Below are 20,134 nucleotides of genomic sequence, written 5' to 3'. Positions count from 1 at the left end.
CGTTGACAGGGGCATAGCCCCGGGAGGACTTATGAAACAAGGCGCTTTGATCGGATGCGGCTTCTTTGCCCAGAACCACCTGCATGGCTGGGCAGATGTGATGGGGGCAGAAATCACTGCCCTGTGCGACCGGGACCCGGAGCGGCTGGAGGCCACGGGGGCGAAATTCGGGATCACGCGCCTTTACCGGGATGCGGCCGCGCTGTTCAAGGCTGAAGCGCTTGACTTTGTTGACATCGCCACCACGGTTCAGACCCACCGCCCACTGGTAGAACAGGCGGCGGATGCCGGGCTGCATATCATCTGCCAGAAGCCCTTTGCCGATACCATGGAGGATGCCGGCAAGATGGTCGAGGCGGCAGGGCAGGCGGGCGTGACCTTGATGGTGCATGAGAATTTCCGCTGGCAGTCGGCCATCCGCACGGTGCGGGAGGTTCTGGACAGCGGTGCAATCGGCGCACCTTTCTGGGGGCGGGTCAGTTTCCGCTCCCATTACGACGTTTATTCGGGCCAACCCTATCTGGCGACCGACGAGCGCTTCATCATTCAGGATCTGGGCATTCACATGCTCGATATTGCCCGGTTTCTCTTCGGGGACGCAAAATCTCTCACGGCCAGCACGCGGCGGGTCAATCCTGCGATCCGGGCCGAGGATGTGGCCACGGTCTTGCTGGTGCATCAGAGCGGCGTGACCAGCATTGTGGATTGCAGCTACGCAACGGCGCTGCCCCGGGAAAACTTCCCCGAAACGCTGCTGGAGATCGACGGCAGTGCAGGCACGCTGCGTCTGATGCCGGATTACCAGCTGGTGGTGCATAGCCAGGGCAGAACCGGGGAGCGCCAGATTGCGCCGCCCCTGCTGCCCTGGGCCGAGCGGCCCTGGCACAATATTCAGGAAAGCGTCTTCAACATTCAGCAGCATTTCATCGATTGTCTTGAGACTGGCAAAGAGCCGGAAACCTCAGGCGCCGACAATTTGAAGACTCTGGATCTGGTGGAAAGCGCCTACCGTTCGGCGCAGGAAGGCAGCCTGACGATCGATCTGACCGGAGGCGTCTGATGGAGGCCGGGACCGCCTTTGATCTTTATGGCACGGCCGAGCCACCGGCCCCTTACCGTCTCCTGCGGGCGGGACCTCTGGAGGTCCGGTTCGAGGAAGGAAATCTGCGCTATGTGCGTTTTGAGGGACTGGAGGTTCTGCGCGCCATCTCCTATGTGGTGCGGGACCGGGACTGGGGCACTTTGGCGCCGGAGATCGACGAACCGGAAATCGTTGAAGAGGCAGAAGGGTTTCGGGTTGCCTATCGCGCCACCTTTGACCACGGGGGCGCGCGGCTCACGGTCGAGACAGAGATCCGCGGCGCTGCGTCCGGTCATCTCAGCTTTACTGCCAAAGCCTTTGCGAACGGGCCGTTTGAGACCAACCGCTGCGGCTTCACCATCTTGCATCCGATTGACGGGGTGGCCGGAGCGCCGGTGCTGGTGGAGCAGTGTGACGGAACCTTCAACGAGACGGAATTTCCCGACCTGATCGATCCCTGGCAGCCCTTCAAATCCATCCGGGCGCTGACCCACTCTCCGGGCAAGGGGCTGACGGCCTGCTGCCGGATGGAAGGTGACGCCTTTGAAATGGAGGATCAGCGCAACTGGTCCGATGCCTCCTACAAAACCTATGTCCGCCCGCTCGAATTGCCCTGGCCCTATATGTTGCCTGACAAGGAGAGCTTTGAGCAATCCGTCACGCTGACCCTCAAGAAAGACCCGTCCTTTTCCACTCCGCACGGGGCCAGGCTGCAGCAGGACGAAGAGGTGATCCAGGTGGCCCCAGGGGAGGACACCGGAGCGCTGTTTCCGAAAATCGGTCTGCTGGTGGATCCGGAAGACGTAGAGTCCGTTCTCCCCCATCTGGAGCTGGTGCAGGAGGTTGCCCCGCAGGCGTTGCTCTGCCATCTGGACCCTTCGAAAGGACATGATGCGGAAGCGCTTAGCCGGTTCCTGGCGCTTCAGGCAGCGGTTCCGGCCACCATCGATCTGGAATATGTGGTGGCCTGTGACGGGGATCTGAGGGAAGAGTTTGCGCGCCTGCGGGACTGGGTTGGCCAAAGCGGTCTCAAGCTGGCTTCGCTGATGGTCTGTCCCTCCGTTGACCGTCAATCGACGCCGCCGGGCAGCAAGTGGCCTGACTGTCCGCCCCTGGAGGACATTTACGCGGCCGCCCGGCAGGCCTTCCCTCAGATGGTTCTGGGGGGCGGTATGGTCAGCTATTTCACGGAGCTGAACCGCAAGCGCCCGCCGCTGGATCTGCTGGACTTTGTCTCTCACGGCACCAATCCGATCGTGCATGCGGCCGATGATGACAGCGTCATGGAAACCCTGGAAACCCTGCCGCATATCACCCGGTCTGTGCGGGCGGTCATCGGCCGGGATATGCCCTACCGGCTGGGGCTGACCAGCATTGGCATGCGCCAGAACCCTTATGGGTCGCGCACATTCGCCAATCCACATCAGAGCCGGATCTGTATGAGCCATGAGGATCCGCGACAGCACGGCCGCTTTGCCTCTGCCTGGACGCTTGGCTATGCGGCCCGGGTCGCTCCGGCCGGGATCTCCCAATGGGTTCCGGCCTCGGTTGCCGGGCCAAGAGGCGTGATTGGCGGACCCGGTGGCGGGTTGCTGCCGGTGGGCCAGACCGTGGCCGCTCTGGCAGGCCTGAGCGGGGCAAAGGTCCATGCGGTCACGAGCAGTGCACCGGACAGGCTGGCGGTGCTGGCTGTGGACCGGGGCAGAGGGAGTGAACTTCTTGCCGCCAACCTTACTTGCGAAACACTGAAGGCCGCGTGGCGGGGGACTGTGGTTCTAAAGCCTTTTGAAATCCTGTGGCTTTAGGGGCGGGCCAACCGGAGCGCTCTCGCGGCGGAGCCGATCACGGGTATAGTGCGGCCAGACGGAAAGGGGGCGAATCGGCGGGTCATGGCAAACTGGAACGGCGCGGAAGCCGGTGACGATAAGATTGTCCGGCGCAAACTTTCCGATCAGGTGTTTGACCGCTTGCGCGAAATGATCGTGCGCGGGGAACTTGCCCCGGGCGATCCGATGCCGTCCGAGCGGGAATTGATGCAGCGCTTCGGAGTTGGCCGTCCGGCCGTGCGCGAAGCAATGCAGACTATGCACACCCAGGGCCTCATTTCGATTTCCCAGGGCGAGCGCTCGCGGGTCAGTGAGCTCTCCGCAGATCTTGCCTTCCGGCAGATGGATCTGGTCGCCAGAATGCTGCTGTCCTCGTCCTCCGACAATCTGGAACATCTGAAGGAAGCAAGGGGCTTTTTTGAAATCGGCATGATCCGGATTGCCGCTGAAGCGGCCACGCCGGACGACGTTGCAGAGCTCAAGCAACTGGTGGCGGATCAGGAAAATGTGCTGGGGTCGCCGCCGGACTTCATCAAGGCCGATATGGCCTTTCATCACAAGATCGCGTCCATGTCCGGCAACCCGATCTTTGCGGCTGTCAGCGACGCCATGCTGAAATGGCTGTTCACCTATCATATTGATCTGCTGATCTGGTCCGGGCGGGAAAACGTGACCCTGGAAGAGCATTCCAGGATCGTTGCCTGCATCGAAAGCGGCAATGTCCAGGATGCGGAAACCGCCATGCGCTCTCACCTGAACCGCTCACAGGACCTCTACCGCCACCATGTGTGATGCGGGGCCAGCCGCTGGTCCACAGCAGCCGGCGGGGGGATCCAGCAGCGAAAACACAATGTAACATGTTAGAAAGTTGAGCCTTGGCCCTTGCTCCCGAAGCGCTGGCTTCGTAAGGATAAAGCGTGTTGTGGGGCTGTTCCGCACTCAGTGCTGTTCTGGAGGAGGGCCCGGAACAGGTTCTGTTGCAGCAGGCCCCGAGACCGGTCCCGCCTTTACGTCAGATCCGTCTCTTGTGAGGTGACATCTTCTTGATTGAACACGACATCTAAGGTCCGGGCCGCGCGCGCCTTGATCCAGCACCTGCTGCCGTTCCGGCTGTCATTGCGGGCCGGAGCGTGGCGGGCGTCTTTCAGAATTGGAAAATGTGAGACAATGAGCACCGAATTGAACTTGCCCGGGGAGGGTGTTTTTGTTGTCCGGGTCTGGCGCTCGGATCTGGCAGGTCCGTCCGTTTGTGCCTTGCGCGGCGGGGATGTGGTGGATGTCACAAGTCCGGAGGTTGCCACCATGCGCGACCTTCTGGAGCTGGACAGCCCCGCCGGGTGGGTGCGTAGCGCACCCGGAGAGCGGGTCTGCTCCCTGGACGAACTGGTTGACAATTCCCGCGAAACCCCGGATCCGTCCCGGCCCTTTTTGCTGGCACCAGCCGATCTCCAGGCTATCAAGGCCTGCGGTGTAACCTTTGTGGCCTCCATGCTGGAACGTGTGATTGAGGAACAGGCCAAGGGAGACCCCAGCAAGGCAGAGACGATCCGCACGCGCTGCACCGCCATTATTGGCGACAGCCTGCGCTCTGTTGTGCCGGGCTCCGAAAAGGCGGCGCAGCTCAAGGAGGCCTTGATTGCCGAAGGCGTCTGGTCCCAGTATCTGGAGGTCGGGATCGGCCCCGATGCGGAGGTTTTTACCAAGGCGCAGCCTCTGTCAGCAGTTGGCTGGGGGGCCTCTGTCGGGCTGCATCCGGTCTCCACCTGGAACAATCCGGAACCGGAAGTGGTGCTGGCCGTGGACAGTTCCGGGACGGTCAAGGGGGCCACCCTTGGCAATGACGTCAATCTGCGCGATGTGGAAGGCCGCTCCGCTCTGCTGCTCGGCAAGGCCAAGGACAACAATGGCTCGACGTCCATCGGTCCGGCGGTCCGCCTGTTTGACGGGACTTTTTCCATGGACGATGTGCGCGCACTGGAACTGGACCTGACCGTAACAGGGTCAGACGGTTACCGTCTGACCGGACAGTCCTCCATGTCGGAAATCAGCCGCGACCCGCAGGATCTGGTCCGTCAGGCCTGCGGCCGCCACCACCAGTATCCGGATGGGTTTTTCCTGTTTTTGGGCACACTGTTCGCGCCGACGGAGGACCGGGATACGCCCGGAGAAGGCTTCACCCACAAATTGGGGGACCTTGTTGCAATTTCGTGTCCTGAGCTGGGTACGCTTTCGAACACGGTCCGGCTCTCGACCGAGTGCCCGGAATGGACTTTCGGAACCCGCGCGCTTATGCGCAATCTTTCAACTCGCAAGCTGATCTAAAGGACAACAAGATGCTGAGCGGAAAAAACCTCATCGACGGGGAATGGATCTCAGGCGACGGAACTTTTCAGTCGCAGCCGGCGGACGGTCCGTCGCATAGCTTTTCTGAAGCGTCCGAAGCGGATGTGGACCGGGCCTGCCAGGCCGCAGAAGCGGCCTTTGCCGCCTATAGCGCCACAAGCCGTGAGGAACGCGCCGCGTTCCTGCACAAGATCGCCGATGAAATCGAGGCGCGGGGCGACGCGCTGACTGAAGCCGGAACCCAGGAAACGGCTCTCCCCGCAGCCCGGCTTCAGGGCGAGCGCGGCCGCACCACCGGCCAGCTGCGCTTGTTTGCCGACTATATCCTCAAGGGCGATTATCTGGACAAGCGCCATGATGAAGCCTTGCCGGACCGCCAGCCCCTGCCGCGTCCGGAGCTTTACATGGTGCAACGGGCCGTTGGGCCCGTCGCCGTCTTTGGGGCGTCCAACTTCCCGCTGGCGTTTTCGACCGCGGGCGGGGATACCGCCTCAGCGCTGGCCGCCGGTTGTCCGGTTGTCGTCAAGGGCCATCCGGCCCATCCTGCCACAGGAGAGATCGTTGCCCAGGCGATCGACGCGGCTGTCAAGGCTTGCGGCCTGCCATCCGGCACATTCGGCTTCCTGCAGGGCACGACCCACGCGCTCGGCCAGGGCCTGGTTCAGCATCCGCTCATCAAGGCGGTCGGCTTTACCGGCTCGCTGCGCGGCGGACGTGCGCTGTTTGACCTGTGTGCCACCCGGCCGGAACCGATCCCCTTTTTCGGCGAACTGGGCAGTGTCAACCCGGTGTTCCTGCTGCCGGAGGCCATGGCGCAACGCGCGGCGGCCATTGGCGAAGGCTGGGCAGGTTCGCTCACCATGGGGGTGGGCCAGTTCTGTACCAATCCGGGGATCGTTGTGGTCAAGGCCGGGGCTGAATGTGAGGCCTTCACCGCAGCTGCACTGAAAGCGCTGGACGCCGTCGGGCCTCAGACCATGCTGACCGACGGTATCGCCGCCGCCTGCCGCGCCGGTCAGGAGCATCTGGGCAGCCAGGTGGGCGTTGAAACACTCTTTACCGGAACCGGCGAAGGCCGTGCGGCGGCGCCGTCCGTGTTCAAGACCGGCGCAGAAACGTTCCTGAGCAATGAAGCTCTGCAGGAAGAGGTCTTCGGGCCGGTTGGCCTGATTGTCACGGTGGCGGATGACGACGAGATGCGGAAGGTCGCGGCAAGCTTTGGCGGCCAGCTGACGGTTACCTTGCAGATGGAAGACGGTGATCTGGCAGTTGCCCAGTCCCTGCTGCCGATTGTGGAGCGGGTGGCCGGGCGCATTCTGGTCAACGGCTTTCCGACTGGTGTGGAAGTGGCGGAGGCCATGGTCCATGGCGGGCCGTACCCGGCCTCGACCAATTTCGGCGCGACTTCGGTCGGCACCATGGCGATCCGCCGCTGGTTGCGTCCGGTCTGCTATCAGAACCTCTCCGAAGCCCTGCTTCCGGCCGATCTGAAAGCCTGATCGCGGCGGCTCTCAGGGAAAACAAAAAGGCGGGGGCAGCCGCAGGGCTGCCCCCGCCTTTTTCTTTGAGGGCGCTGGCTCAGCCGCGCCCGACAAACGGCATCTTGGTGGCCATCACAGTCAGCGTCAGAACATTTGCATCCAGCGGCAGGCTGGCCATATAGACCACCGCATCGGCCACATGGGTGGCATCGATGGTCGGCTCGGGGGCCAGCTCCCCATTGGCTTGCGGCACACCGCCGCTCATTTTCGCAGTCATGTCGCTGGCCGCATTACCGATATCGATCTGGCCGCAGGCAATATCGAAAGGCCGCCCGTCCAGGGAGGTGGATTTTGTCAGGCCGGAAATGGCGTGTTTGGTCGCCGTGTAGGGCGCTGAATTCGGCCGCGGCGTTGTGGCCGAAATCGACCCGTTATTGATGATCCGGCCACCTTTCGGGCTCTGGGCCTTCATCAGGCGGAACGCCTGCTGGGTGCACAGAAACGCGCCGGTCAGGTTGGTGGCCACGACCCGGTTCCATTCCTCGAAGCTGATCTCTTCCATAGGCACGGGCGAATTGCCGATCCCGGCATTGTTCACCAGAAGGTCAATCCGGCCGTGTTTCGACTGCAGGGTGTCGAACAGTGCTTTCACCGAACCGGCATCGCCGACATCGCAGGTCAGCCAGCTGACCGCATTGCCGGTTTCGCCCGAAAGCGCCTCGGCTGCCTGTTTCAGTACCGCTTCCCGGCGTCCGGTGATGACAACACTCCAGCCGGCAGAACTCAGCGCCTTGGAGACGGCCTTGCCAACTCCCGTGCCGCCGCCGGTCACCAGGGCGATCTTGCCTGTTCCGCTCTGTGTTTGTGTGCTCATGCGATGGTTCCTCCCAATTCGTCCTCGATATGAATGCGGATTATGTCGTCAAAGCTCTGTTCGGCCTGAAATCCAAGGGAAAGCGCCCGGCTGGCGTCAAAATCCCGGGGCCATCCGGCAACAATCTGGCGGATCTGCGCATCAGGCTCCCGGCGGATCAGCTTCACAGCTTTCTCTCCGGCGGTTCGCCGCAAAGCGTCGATTTGCTCGCCCACTGTGGCGGACAGTCCGGGCATGGACAGGGTGCGGCGGGCGCCAAGCGTGTCCGTTGCCAGCGTGGCGGCATGCACACAAAAGCCGACGGCTGCGCGCGGGCTGGCAAACCAGTGGCGCACATCCTCGTCCACCGGCAGGACCGCTTCCTGTCCGGCCAGCGGTTCGCGCAGGATGTTGGAGAAAAAGCCTGACGCGGCCTTGTTGGGCTTGCCCGGGCGGACGCAGATGGTCGGCAGGCGGAGGCCGATCCCATCCAGGAAACCCTTGCGGCTGTAATCGGCCAGAAGCAGTTCACAAATTGCCTTTTGCGTGCCGTAGCTGGTCAGCGGGGTGGTGAAGAACTCATCGTCAATCTTGTCCGGGAATGGCTCGCCAAATACGGCAATCGAGGAGGCGAAGACCACGCGCGGGCAATAGGGCGCGCTCTGGCCGTGGCGGCGGATCGTCTCGAACAGCTGGTGGGTGCCGGCCAGATTGATGGCATAGCCCTTGTCGAAATCTGCTTCTGCTTCCCCCGACACGATAGCGGCCAGGTGGAAAATCATGCCGGGCCGCTCTGCCAAAAGCGTTTCAATATCTTCCGCACGGGCCAGATCTAGGGTGAGGGCGGATGTGATGTCTTTCAGTGGCGGCGGAATCTGCGGGGCGATCACATCGGCCAGTGTGAGCCGGGTCAGCGGGGTGCCGAAAAGGTCCTGGTCCTGTGCCAGCCGCTCCACGAGCTTGCGGCCTATCATCCCGGCGGCGCCGGTCACGAGTAAATGCATCCTGGATGCTCCTCCCTGTTTTTCTCCCTGGGCATCAGCCCTAAGCTAGACAGGGGAAGGGCAGCAAGTCCATTTGCAACCTGGAAAGACCTGCCGGAAGACGAATTTGCGGGAGCGGGTCGAGCGGGCTCCGCCCATCATCTGGATCTTGAAGCCTCTTTGGCTGCGTACTGTCCCTGCCGTTTCGAAACGGGAGGGGTAAAAAAGTCCCCGCCGCAAAAGGCGGGGGCAATCGGTTCAAGCGCCGCGCTTGGCGGCCTCAGGTCTTTTCAGCGGCCGTGACGCCGTAGACCGCTTCAGCGGCCGCTCCGTCAAGCAAGCCGTTTTTCACATCCAGGCGCACTTTTTCAGGATCACGGGTCTTTGGGTCGCCATAGCCCGCGCCGCTGGAAGTGACGACCCGGACCACGTCATCGGTTGTCAGAGGCAGCTCAGAGACGAAGGCATAACGCGTGGTTTCCCCGCCCTTGATCACCTCCACATAATTGCCGGATCCTTCCTGGCCGCCCGCAAGGCCCCAGGGCTTGATCTTCGAGCGGGTGTATCCGGCCGTGACAAAACCTTTGTGGGTACGGATGCGGTATTCCAGCAGCAGGCCCCGGCCGCCGGTGAAGGCGCCTTCACCGCCGGGGGCGGTGTTCAGCTCCATCCGGTCGATCAGAAGCCCGTTGCGGGCCTCTGAGATTTCCGCCGGGGTGTTGAACGTCTCCCCATGGGAGGAGGAAAAAACACAGGTATTGCCGTCTTTTTCCGGACTGCCGCCCCAGCCGCCAATCTGGGGTTCAATAATGGTATATTGTCGGCCAGTGTCCGGGTGAATGCCGCCGATGAATGTGCCGCAAATGGAGGAAAAGTGCCCGGCTGGCAGCCGGTCCGGCATATGCGGGGCAAGGCAGCGCCAGACGAGATCGGACACACGGATGCCGATCTCGTAATAGAAGCCGACCGGGGCGGGCGCCTCGGCATGGAACGCGGAACCCGGCCGGGTCAGCACTTGCAAGGGCCGGTAGCAACCGTCATTGGCCGGGGTCTCGGACGAGATCATCGATTTGAACACGGTCTGGACCGAGGTCACCGCTTCATCGCGGCTGGTATTGGTGGGATTGTCGGCCTGGTCGGGATTGTCGCGCAGGTCGACAATGAAGGCCGTGTCGGAAATGGTGATCTTGACGTTGAAAAACCGCCCGTCATCCTGTTCCTCCGTCAATTCAAACGTGCCTTTGGGCAGCCGTTTCAATTCGGCAAGGGTCGTTTTTTCACCAAGGTCCAGAAAGTTTCCGACCGCATCGCAAAAGACATCCGCGCCATATTTTTCGGCCAGCGCCTCCAGACGGCGGGCGCCGACCCGGACAGAGGCAATGGCTGCCCAGACATCTCCATTCAGAAAGTCGGGCATCCGGCTGTTGCATAAAAGGATATCCATCACCGACTGATCGGTTTCCCCTGCCTTGATCAGCTTGATGGCCGGAAGGCGCAGGCCTTCCTGAAAGATCTCCGTCGCCTTTCCGGTCAGCGACCCGGGGGCCATGCCGCCCACATCGGAATTATGGGCGATATTCGCGGTCCAGGCGATCAGGCGGCCATCCACAAAGATGGGCATGGCCAGAACCAGATCGTTCAGGTGAGTGACACCGCCATGATAGGGATCGTTGGTTACAAAGACGTCGCCCGGGGCGACATCGTCACCAAACTTGCCGATCAGATAGGTTACCGCCTTGTCCAGAACCCCGACGAAATGGGGAATGCCTGCGCCGGAGGCCACGATCCGGCCTTCTGCGTCACAGACACCCGTGCCCATATCAAGCACTTCGTAGATGATCGAGCTCATGGCCGTCTTGCGCATGGCGGCGAACATTTCGTCCGCTGCGGCCTGAAGGGAATTCTGGATGATTTCCAGTGTGATGGGGTCCTGCGCGCTCATGACGGGTCTCCCAGCACGATGTGAATGTTGCGGTAAGCGTCCAGAGTGACCCGGTTGCCCGGGTGAATGACGATGGTTGTTCCGGGATCTTCAATGATGGCCGGCCCCTGAAACGCCATGCCGGGCAGGAGTTTGTCCCCGTCATAGATCTGCGCTTCGTGGCGGCCTTCCAAAGCGTAGTCGACCATGCGCTCGCCTTTGAGTGCAGCGGAAGCGTCTTCCGGCCCGAGCTCCGCCGGTTCCATTTCCAGCTTGCCGATTTCCGCCCGGGCGACCAGATGAATACCGACCATTTCGACCGGGGCGTCCAGCCGGTAGGTGTATTCCTTTTCGTAAAAGACGTGGAAATCCTCCGCGATTCTGGCCAGTGCGGCATCGGTGACCTGCCCGGTCAAGGGCACTTCCGTTGTGTGTTCCTGGTTCTGGTAGCGGAATTTGCCATAGCGCAGGAAGGATAGTTTTTCAGGCTCGATCCCTTCGGCTTCAAAGGTGCTGCGGGCGGTGTTTTCTGCCTCTGCGAAAACCGCTTCAATCAGGCTGGCGCTGCCATCGGCCAGATCCGCAAGCTGGGTGACAAAATAGTCCCGCCGCAGGTCAGACATCATCATGCCCCAGGCGGAAAAGACGGAGGCGGCGGCCGGGACGACCACCTTGCGCACCTGGAGTTCCTGCCCAAGGGCAACCGCATGCATGGCCCCGCCGCCGCCAAACGCCAGCAGCGTGAAGTCGCGCGTATCATGCCCCCGGTTGAGGCTGACCAGCTTCAGCGCATTGACCATATTGTTGTTGGCGATGCGGATAATGCCCTTGGCCGCCTCATCGGCACTGATACCAAGCCCGTCGCCAACCTCCTTGAGGGCTTCTCCCGCGGCGGCCATATCGGCCGTGACCGTACCGCCGCAGAAATAGTCCTTGTTGATGCGTCCAAGCCAGAGATTGGCGTCCGTGGTGGTGGCTTTCTCGCCGCCCTTTCCATAGGCGGCCGGGCCGGGCAGGGCGCCTGCAGACTGGGGCCCCACATGCAATTTGCCGAAATCATCCACCCAGGCAATGGACCCGCCGCCATTGCCGATCTCCACCAGATCGACCACGGGCACCATGATCGGGTAGCCGGCTGAGCTCCGGCTGCGCTCGATCCAGTAATCGGTCATGATCCGGACTTCGCCCTTTTCAATCAGCGAGCATTTGGCCGTGGTCCCGCCGATATCAAGGGCCAGGATGTTGGGTTCCCCGATCAGCTTGCCAAGTTCCGCTGCGCCCCAGAAGCCGGAGGCCGGGCCGCTTTCCACCATGTTGATCGGGACGGCAGATGTCGCCTCCAGGCTGTCGACCCCGCAATTGGACTGCATGATATAGGGGCTCTGCCGGAGGCCTTTGCTTTTCAATCCTGCATCCAGCTTGCCGAGATAGCGGGCGGCCACTGGCTGGACATAGGCGGACAGGACAGCGGTGTTGGAGCGCTCGTATTCCCGCCATTCCCGGGTGATCTGGTGGGAGGCCACGGCAGACACCTCCGGCCAGAGAGAGCGGATTGCAGCCAGAAGAGCTGCTTCATGGGCCGTGTTGGCATAGGCATGCAGCAGGCTGACCGCCACTGCGGCTACGCCTTCGGCCTTGAACGTCTCCAGAATTCCGGCAAGGCCGCTCAGATCGAGCGGTTTGAGCTCCTCACCCTTGTAACTCATCCGGCCGGGAAGCTCGGCGCGCAAATGGCGCGGCACAAAAGGCGCTGGTTTGGTGTAGTGCAGATTGAAGAAGTCAGGCCGGTTGCCGCGGGCGATCTCCAAAGTGTCCCGGAAGCCTTCCGTGGTGATCAGACCGACCTTTACGCCCTTGCGCTCGGTCAGGGCGTTGATGACAACTGTGGTGCCATGGGCCATGAAGTCCACTTCTGCAGGCGGAATGCCGCCCTTTTCCAGGACGTTCAGCACGCCGTTTTCAAAATCTGGCGGCGTGGTATCGGATTTCGCGGTCACGATCCGGATTGCCCCGGTTTCCGCGTTTTTCTCAAAGGCAACGAGATCCGTGAAGGTGCCGCCGACGTCGGTCGCAACACGGCGTGTTGTGTGTGTCATGAGCAATGCTCCGCTTGAAGATAGCCGGCGGCGGCAAAGACTAGTGTGCCGGGGGCAATGAGAGAGCGGGCCCTTTCGATCCGTGGCGGGTCAAAATGGCCTGCCTTGTCGAGGCAGTTGAGCGTTGCACGCACCTTGCCACCGATGGTGACCGGGATGTTCAGGCAGCTTTCGCAGCCAAGGGACTGGATCAGCGCGTGGTCGGAAAAGACCTCGGTGATCTCATTGATTGTGTTGGCGACGAAGAATTCCCGCCGCTCCAGCACCGTTTTGCTCCAGCTGTCCTGATGGAGGGGTTTCTCACCGCTGACAGGGTAGGCCTCGGGCATGTTGGTGAAGCTGCGGCGGGCCACCTGACGGGGCCAGTTGATCTCCATGAAGGTGATCAGCCGGGTATCCAGGGTCTCTGCGACCAGCTGCGCGAGCGCATTATAGGCGGTTTCAGGCTGGCCTGTGCCTGCGGCAACGGCCTCCAGCAAAGGGCTCATGCGGTCTCCGTGAGTTTGTCCCGCAACGCCAGTTCCTCTGGATCAACCACAGGCACGGCCCCGATCAGGGTGCGGGTATAGGAATGTTCAGGGTGTTCGAAGATCTGCCGGACCGGGGCCAGTTCCACCAGCTCTCCGGCCTTGAAAACCGCCACGCGGTCGGCAACGTTGCGCACGACCGCCAGATCATGGGTGATGAAGATGTAGGTCAGCCCTTTGCTTTGGCGTAGATCGTTCAACAGATGCAGGACACGGGCCTGGACCAGCACATCCAGCGCCGAGGTCGGCTCATCCAGGACGATCAGTTGCGACTGGCAAGCCAGGGCGCGGGCAATGCCGACCCGCTGGCGCTGTCCACCGGACAGGGCCGATGGGGGCCGGTGACGCATTTCCGGCTCCAGACCGACCTCCCGAAGGGCGGTTTCGACAAGGGACCAGCGCTCGGACGGTGCACCGATGCCATAGACATCCAGCCCCAGGCGGATCGACGCGCCGACACTGCGTTTGGGATTAAGCGCCGACAGCGGGTTCTGCTGGACCAGCTGGATGGCCCGGCGCTCCGCCTTGCTCCGCCGGGAGTGGAGCGGGGCGCCGGACAGGGTGATTTCACCGCTGGTCGGGGCAAGAATGCCCAGGATCATATTGGCCAGGGTTGTTTTGCCGGAGCCGCTTTCCCCGACCACCGCCAGGCATTCGCCGGGCTGCACATCCAGGTTCAGGCCCCGGACCGCGTGAACGTTGCCAGCGGGGCCGTGAAAGACCTTGGAAAGGGCCTTGAGGGACAAGAGCGCTGTCATGCGTCAGAGCCTCCGTGATGCACCGGCGCATCCAGAAAGGCGCGGTCAACCTCGGCAATGACGGGCAGGCCTCCGCCGGTGATGCGCGGCACGGCTGCCAGCAGCGCCTTTGTGTAGGGATGGCGCGGGTCTTCGAACAGGGCGGCGGCAGGGCCGTCCTCCACGATCCGGCCGCGATAGATCACATAGATCCGGTCGGCAAATTCCCGTACTACGCCCAGATTGTGGGAAATGAACAGGACCGATGTTCCGGCGTCGTCGACAAGGGTTTTCATGAGTTTCAGGGTTTGGGCCTGAACCGTCACGTCGAGCGCGGTGCCTGGTTCATCGGCCAGCAGCAGCTTGGGGCGGTTGGCCAGCGCCATGGCAATCATCACCCGCTGGTTCATGCCGCCCGACAGCTGAAAGGAATAGCTGTTCAGAACCCGGGCCGGATCGCTGATGGCCACGAGGTCCAGCCACTGGGAGGCGGTGTCCAGCGCCTCCCGTTTTGGCAGGTTCGGCGTGCGCCGTCTCAGGACGTCGGTGAACTGGCTGCCTATCGGGAACACCGGATTGAGGGACGAGGTCGGGTCCTGAAAGATCATGGAGATGTCGGTGCCGCGCAGGGCCTGCCGCTCCTTGCGCGGCATGTGCAGGCTGTCGCGGCCGTCGAACTGTACCGTTCCGCTGAGCCGGGCGCTGCGCAGTTCCTGAATCAGGCCGAGAATGATACGGGCGGTGACCGATTTGCCCGAGCCGCTCTCGCCGACAAGGGCCACCCGTTCGCCCTTGTGGATCGCAAGGTCAATACCGTGCAGCACCTCGGTCAGACCGCGATGGGATTTGAAAGAGAGCTTGAGGTTGTCGATGTTCAAAAGAGGGGTCACTGCTCATCCACTCCCAGCACCGAGCGCAGTCCATCGCCCAAAAGGTTGAAGCCGAAAACGGCCAGCAGGATGGCCAGGCCTGGAAAGACGGTCAGCCACCAGCTGTCGGGCAGGTAGCGGGCGCCTTCGGCCACCATGGAGCCCAGATCCGGGGTTGGCGGCTGGACGCCCAGGCCCAGGAAGGACAGGGAGGAGGCAATGATGATCACGAAGCCCATGTCGAGGGTCATCTTGGTGATGACTGCCGGCAGACAATTGGGCAGGATTTCACGGAAGGTGATGTGCACCGGTGAGGCGCCGATCACTTCGGCGGCCAGAACATAGCCTTCTTCGCGCTCTGAGCGGGCGATGTTGTAGACGAGCCGCGCATACCAGGGCCACCACATGACCGTGACTGCCAGCATGGCATTGGTGAGGGTCGGCTCAAGAACGCCCATCATGGCAATGGCCAGAACGAGCGGGGGGATCGACAGGAAAACATCGGTTAGCCGCATCAGGACAGCTCCGGTGAGCCCGCCGAAATACCCAGCGGTCAGGCCAATGATGGTGCCGATGGGGGTTGCGATGGCCAGAACCACAAGGCCGAGGCCCAGAGAGATCCGGTAGGCATACAGAATGCGGCTGAAGAGATCCCGGCCGACCAGGTCCGTGCCCATCCAGTTGCGGGCGGTCGGAGCCTGATTGGCATAGGCAAAATCCACCACGGCGCCGTTATGGTCCGGAAATGGGGCCAGAAGCGGCGCGAACAGGGCGGCCACAACAATGGCGGTCACCACGCCCAACCCGAACAGGGACAGGGGACTGGCGGCCAGAATACGGAGGCTGCGCGTCATGAGCCGGCCCTCGTGGAGTGGCGGATACGCGGGTTCAAAAAGGCGATCAACAGGTCCACAATGATGTTCACAATCAGGAAGGTGAGAGCGATGATCAGGACCGTGCCCATAATGGCATTCAGGTCCTTGCGCAGGATGACGGCAACGCCATAGCGCGACAGGCCTGGCCAGGCGAAGACCGCTTCCACCAGGAAGGCATTCCCCAGCATCGCTGCCAGATCCAGGCCGATAATGGTCAGAGAAGGGATCAGTGAGGGTTTGAAGGCGTAGTGATTGGCGATCCGGGAAGGGAAAAACCCATAGGCCTGAGCCATCTCGATATAGGGTTTGTGGTAGGTTTCCACCATGTTGGCCCGTGTCAGCCGGGCGGCCTGACCGATGCCGGACAGGGCCAGTGCAATCGCAGGCAGGACAATGTGCCAGAGCGCATCGGCAAAGGCAGTCAGGTCGCCGCGCAACAGCGTATCCACCAGAAGAAACCCGGTGACCGGTTCAATGGTGATGCTGTCGGACATCTGTCCGGCAATCGGGAAGAGCGGTAGATAATAGGCAAAGAGCAGCATGAGGATCACGGCCCAGACGAAGCTGGGAGCCGAGACGGTGAGCAGCGCCAGAAGCCTGATAGCGTGATCGGGCCAGCGGTCGCGGAACCGGGCCGACAGGATGCCGAGCGGCAGACCGCAGGCCACCATCACGATGCCGGCAACGATCACCAGTTCCAGGGTTGCGGGCAGGAACTCGGCAATGTCTCGGGTTACGGGCCGGTTGGTATAAAGCGAGATGCCCAGGTCGCCCTGGCTTAAATCGCGCAGGAAATAGCCATATTGCACCACAAGCGGTTCATCAAGATGAAGCTCTGCGCGCAATTTGCCGATCTGCTCATCTGTTGCGTTCGGTCCAAGGGCAATGCGGGCCGGATCGCCGGGGATGACCCGGGCAATGCAGAAAATCAGTACGGAAACCCCCAGCAGAACGATCAGGGAGATGCCGAGCCGCTTGAGCAGAAGGCTGAGAATGGGAGACATGGATGGTCTTGCCGGATCCGGGGTGATGCTGGACAGGGCACCGGGCGTCTCCACCCGGTGCCGGTGCTGCGTGAGACAGGTTTATTCGCCGGTCATTTCCATCAGGCGGAAGGAAAAGCCCATGCCATCCAGACCGAACGCCTTGGAGGGGTCGGACAGAGCCGGAACTTTCACCCGGTTGGAGGCGGCAAAGACCGACTGCCGGTCAAAGCCGTAGATGGTCGGGGCAAGGTCCAAAAGCCGCGTATTCAGCTTGGAATAGGCTTCGCTGCGGGCCGCGTCGGACGTTACTGTCCGGCCTTCATCAAGGTCGGTGTCGACCTCTTTGTCCTTCAGATATTCCGGGGACTGCCAGGTGCCCGCATTGGCTGAATAATACATACCGTAGAGCAGCGTGTCCGGATCGCCGGTGACGGCATTGACAAACAACTGGCTGATATGGGGCGTGTTTTCCGGCTTCGAGACCTGTGCGGCAAACAGGGCCCAAGGCAGCTTCTTGATATGGGATTTCACCCCAAGCTGCTGCAGATTGGACTGGAGCAACAGGGCAAAACGCTCTTCCAGCGGAACTTCAGCAATCCAGCTCACCTCGATATCGATGCCGGAGGGATCGTATTGGCAGGCGGCCAGGTAGTCCTTGGCCTTGGCCATGTCCTGCTTGAGGATCGCGTCTTTCGGGTTTGCGCCATACATGCCGACAGGAATGGCCCCGGTCGCAGGCGATCCGGCGGAGACCTTGTCGGTGATGGCGATCATCTTGATGGCGGTGGCATAATCGAACGCGCTGGAAATTGCGCGGCGGCAATTCACGTCATCAAGTGGCGCCTTGGTGGTGTTCATCTTGATGTAGAACCCGCCGGAGCCGCTTTCAGTCAGAAGCTGGGCCCCTTCCTTGGCCAGGGACTTGATCACTTCCGGCGGCAGCCATTGGGAGGCAATGTCATGTTCACCCCGGGACATCAGGGTGCGGACCGTGGCTGCTTCCAAACCATAGCGCAGGCGCACCGTATCAGGGGCAGCCTCCTGAATGCCAAGGAAATAGCCGCCATTCTTTGCCATGACGGTTTCTTCCTGCGGATTGTGCGCCGTCACGCTGTAGGCGCCGGATCCTGCTCCGTGGGCAGACAGGTAGCTTTCGCCCCATTCGTCATCGCCCTTGTTCGCTTCTACCAGCGCCTTGTCGATGATAGGCAGGCGCACCAGCGACGCCAGGAACGGCGCATATGGTTTGGCCAGGGTGAATTTCACGGTCAGGGGATCGGCCGCCTCTGCGCTCACATCCTGAAAGAGATAGGAAAGGCCCTGACCAAGTGCCTGCATGCGCTTGAGGGAATAGACAACGTCTTCAGCGGTCAGTTTGTTGCCACTCTGGAAGACAACGTCATCGCGCAGGGAGAAGGTGTAGGTCGTCCCGTCGGTCTCCCAGCTTTTCGCCAGATGGGGCACCTGGCCCGGTCCGCCCTGTCTGGGCAAAACCAGCGTATCATAAACGTTGAACATCAAAATGCTGTCGGCATAGTCGGAGGCTTTGGCGGGGTCGAGTTCGCCCACAGCCACTTCGTCGAGCCGCAATACGGTTTCGGCAAAGGTCTGCGTATTAAAGGCCGACATCGCGAGCAGCGCGGCAGCCACTGTTTTCATTCCAGCTTTCATGACTTACCCCTCTGGGATTGTATTTTTACTGACGTTTTTGTTGCTTGTTTTATGGGTTGGTGACGGATGGTCGCCGCCAAAGACGTCCATGGTTCCGCACCACAGCATGCGGGTGAAGGCGGCGGTGTGATTCCAGCTTGAATGGGTCTTGCGGGAATCGAAATGTACGGAGTCTCCTGCTTTGAGAACGTCACGGATGCCATCGATCTCCACCGTCAGTTCGCCTTCCAGAATGTAGAACATCTCTTCCCCCGCATGGCTGATCGGCTCGGATCTGTAGCCGGGCTCCTCATGCACGATCACCGAATGCAGAACACTTCCTGCAAAGGCGGAGGACAGGCGTTCATATTTTTGGACGGCGCCGGGCACCGCGAATCGCTTCCGGGTATCCTGGCGGGTGAGATGGGCCTCGTTCATGGACTGGTCCGGCGCGCTCAGGAAGCGTCCAAGCGGCAGGTCCAGCACCTCGGCGATCGAAACAAGCGAGGACAGGGAGGGAGCGGACAGGCCGCGCTCCACCTGACTGATAAAGCCGACGGAGAGCCCTGCGCGCTCGGCAACGCTCTGCATGGTCAGCTTGAGCGCCTTGCGCTGCTTGCGCAGGGCACTGCCAAGCTGTTCCGCGTCTGAAATGGAGCTGTCAGGTGTTTTTTTTAGCATGGCTAAAAAACAATCATACTGATCAGGCGGCGTCAATCTATTTTAGTCTGGCTAAAAAAATTCGGAGCGCACTCGAACATCACTGGTTTGCACGCTGTTGACCCTTCGCAGCGGGAATACGCAGTGCCTCATCTCGGGGGAATTGGGTCGGGCGGCTTGAGACGCAGCAAAAAAATCCTGTTTAACGTCGGTTGCACGGCCCCTTTTGCAGGGCTGACTCTGGTAGAGTTTCCAACGGATCGTACAACTTATCCACTCCTATAAGTTGTTGAGTGATGCGTAACGAGATGTTGCGGCTGGTGCAATCAGACGTCAATAAACAGGGTGGTCCATGCAGAGACTGGATTTCGAGCTGGATAAGGCACAGGTCAAGCGGGCCTGGGGCGTCATTGACCGGCAGTTTCAGGATCTGGGGCTTACGCTGCAGCGGGGCTCCGACTTTGATGTGGTCGAGGCTTTGGCCGAAGCCAGTGAGGCACCGCCTCTTGAGGGGCATTTCACGCCAACCCTCAACACCTACACACCTTCACAAGCCTTCTGGCTGATCTTGAGTGACCGGGAAGGGCAGATGGTTGGCCGGGTCTGTGCCAGGTTTGACCAGATGCAATATCCCATGACCTTAACGGATTTCTGGCGCAAATATTTCCACCGCTGTTATCCGAATGTGGAGGGCGGACAGGTTCATCTAACGCCCGAACAGCCCCGGGTCGGACGGCGGATCACCGGAGATGTGGTCTATCTGGGCGGAACCTTTGTCGCGCCCTATTGGCGGAGGCACGGTCTGGGCGGACTGTTGAACCAGCTGGCCCAGATTGAGGCGCTCGATGAATGGGGGGCGGGCTATTACTACGGCTGGATCCAGGGTCACAACTTCCTGGATGGCTTCTGGCGCGAATGCGGCTTTACAAGATGCTGCCACCATGCGCTGACATGGGCCGAGCCAATGCCTGATACGCTGGATGCCAACTTGATTTTTGCAGGCAATAGCGTGGATGACGTGTGCGATCTGATAGATCGCGTTGCTCGTGGACTTCCAATAGCTCCATCAGGCAGAAAATCCGGGCGATCCCGGCCCGAGTCTCAAACTTGACCAGAAGGCGCTGCAGCGTCATGTCGGGGACGGCCGGTCCCAGCCGGTGGCCCGTGCGTTGTATATCCAGCCAGGGCGTGCCGGAAAAGGCGGTGTGATAGGCTGTCGCAACGCCCGCACGATAGGCTTTGGGCA

The 20,134-nt window shown here is 61.3% G+C and carries 17 protein-coding genes; 6 read left to right on the top strand and 11 right to left on the bottom strand.

The window, feature by feature from the left end:
- Nucleotides 1–31: 31 nt before the first annotated feature.
- The 5 genes from ACXAH0_RS00775 (at nt 32) to ACXAH0_RS00755 (ending at nt 6,749) form a co-directional block, all read left to right on the top strand.
- Nucleotides 32–1,060, top strand: a complete 1,029-nt coding sequence (locus ACXAH0_RS00775) for a Gfo/Idh/MocA family protein (RefSeq protein WP_475188359.1) — start codon at nt 32–34, stop codon at nt 1,058–1,060.
- Nucleotides 1,060–2,886, top strand: coding sequence for a D-apionate lactonase (apnL, locus tag ACXAH0_RS00770; protein WP_475188357.1), 1,827 nt, complete (start codon nt 1,060–1,062; stop codon nt 2,884–2,886). The genes ACXAH0_RS00775 and apnL overlap by 1 nt, the downstream gene beginning before the upstream one ends.
- Before the next feature lie 84 nt (nt 2,887–2,970).
- Nucleotides 2,971–3,699: a transcriptional regulator NanR gene (locus ACXAH0_RS00765; protein ID WP_475172646.1), complete on the top strand. Its 729-nt coding sequence runs from the start codon at nt 2,971–2,973 to the stop codon at nt 3,697–3,699.
- Nucleotides 3,700–4,074: 375 nt separating this feature from the next.
- Complete coding sequence (locus ACXAH0_RS00760; RefSeq protein WP_475188351.1) at nt 4,075–5,229, top strand: fumarylacetoacetate hydrolase family protein; 1,155 nt, start codon at nt 4,075–4,077, stop codon at nt 5,227–5,229.
- 11 nt (nt 5,230–5,240) lie between these two features.
- The gene (locus ACXAH0_RS00755) at nt 5,241–6,749 is read left to right on the top strand and encodes an aldehyde dehydrogenase (NADP(+)) (RefSeq protein WP_475188348.1); all 1,509 of its coding nucleotides are present in this window, start codon (nt 5,241–5,243) and stop codon (nt 6,747–6,749) included.
- A gap of 79 nt (nt 6,750–6,828) precedes the next feature.
- Here ACXAH0_RS00755 and ACXAH0_RS00750 read toward each other — a convergent pair whose 3' ends face one another.
- The 11 genes from ACXAH0_RS00750 to ACXAH0_RS00700 form a co-directional block, all read right to left on the bottom strand.
- Nucleotides 6,829–7,605, bottom strand: coding sequence for an SDR family oxidoreductase (locus tag ACXAH0_RS00750; RefSeq protein WP_475188345.1), 777 nt, complete (start codon nt 7,603–7,605; stop codon nt 6,829–6,831).
- Complete coding sequence (gene denD, locus ACXAH0_RS00745; protein WP_475188343.1) at nt 7,602–8,588, bottom strand: D-erythronate dehydrogenase; 987 nt, start codon at nt 8,586–8,588, stop codon at nt 7,602–7,604. The genes ACXAH0_RS00750 and denD overlap by 4 nt, the downstream gene beginning before the upstream one ends.
- A gap of 259 nt (nt 8,589–8,847) precedes the next feature.
- Complete coding sequence (locus ACXAH0_RS00740; protein WP_475188341.1) at nt 8,848–10,509, bottom strand: hydantoinase B/oxoprolinase family protein; 1,662 nt, start codon at nt 10,507–10,509, stop codon at nt 8,848–8,850.
- Nucleotides 10,506–12,584 carry a hydantoinase/oxoprolinase family protein gene (locus tag ACXAH0_RS00735; RefSeq protein WP_475188338.1) on the bottom strand — a complete coding sequence of 693 codons (2,079 nt, stop codon included), beginning with the start codon at nt 12,582–12,584 and terminating at the stop codon, nt 10,506–10,508. Before ACXAH0_RS00735 ends, ACXAH0_RS00740 begins: the two co-directional genes overlap by 4 nt.
- Nucleotides 12,581–13,072 carry a GAF domain-containing protein gene (locus ACXAH0_RS00730; RefSeq protein WP_475172660.1) on the bottom strand — a complete coding sequence of 164 codons (492 nt, stop codon included), beginning with the start codon at nt 13,070–13,072 and terminating at the stop codon, nt 12,581–12,583. The genes ACXAH0_RS00735 and ACXAH0_RS00730 overlap by 4 nt, the downstream gene beginning before the upstream one ends.
- Entirely contained in the window at nt 13,069–13,869 is an 801-nt protein-coding gene (locus ACXAH0_RS00725) for an ABC transporter ATP-binding protein (protein WP_475172661.1), read from the bottom strand. The genes ACXAH0_RS00730 and ACXAH0_RS00725 overlap by 4 nt, the downstream gene beginning before the upstream one ends.
- Nucleotides 13,866–14,738 carry an ABC transporter ATP-binding protein gene (locus ACXAH0_RS00720; protein WP_475188336.1) on the bottom strand — a complete coding sequence of 291 codons (873 nt, stop codon included), beginning with the start codon at nt 14,736–14,738 and terminating at the stop codon, nt 13,866–13,868. The genes ACXAH0_RS00725 and ACXAH0_RS00720 overlap by 4 nt, the downstream gene beginning before the upstream one ends.
- Entirely contained in the window at nt 14,735–15,571 is an 837-nt protein-coding gene (locus ACXAH0_RS00715) for an ABC transporter permease (protein ID WP_475172664.1), read from the bottom strand. Before ACXAH0_RS00715 ends, ACXAH0_RS00720 begins: the two co-directional genes overlap by 4 nt.
- Nucleotides 15,568–16,596, bottom strand: a complete 1,029-nt coding sequence (locus ACXAH0_RS00710; RefSeq protein ID WP_475188333.1) for an ABC transporter permease — start codon at nt 16,594–16,596, stop codon at nt 15,568–15,570. The genes ACXAH0_RS00715 and ACXAH0_RS00710 overlap by 4 nt, the downstream gene beginning before the upstream one ends.
- 81 nt (nt 16,597–16,677) lie before the next feature.
- The gene (locus ACXAH0_RS00705) at nt 16,678–18,237 is read right to left on the bottom strand and encodes an ABC transporter substrate-binding protein (protein WP_475188331.1); all 1,560 of its coding nucleotides are present in this window, start codon (nt 18,235–18,237) and stop codon (nt 16,678–16,680) included.
- Between the two features lie 15 nt (nt 18,238–18,252).
- A complete protein-coding gene (locus ACXAH0_RS00700) occupies nt 18,253–18,909 on the bottom strand; it encodes a helix-turn-helix domain-containing protein (RefSeq protein ID WP_475188329.1) in 657 nt (218 codons plus the stop codon).
- Between the two features lie 331 nt (nt 18,910–19,240).
- Between ACXAH0_RS00700 and ACXAH0_RS00695 the strand changes: the two genes are divergently transcribed.
- Nucleotides 19,241–19,999, top strand: coding sequence for a hypothetical protein (locus ACXAH0_RS00695; protein ID WP_475172670.1), 759 nt, complete (start codon nt 19,241–19,243; stop codon nt 19,997–19,999).
- The last annotated feature ends 135 nt before the right edge of the window (nt 20,000–20,134 follow it).

This window comes from Roseibium sp. AWQ4_290, from assembly GCF_056160985.1.
This window is presented reverse-complemented; position numbering and strand designations above follow the sequence as displayed.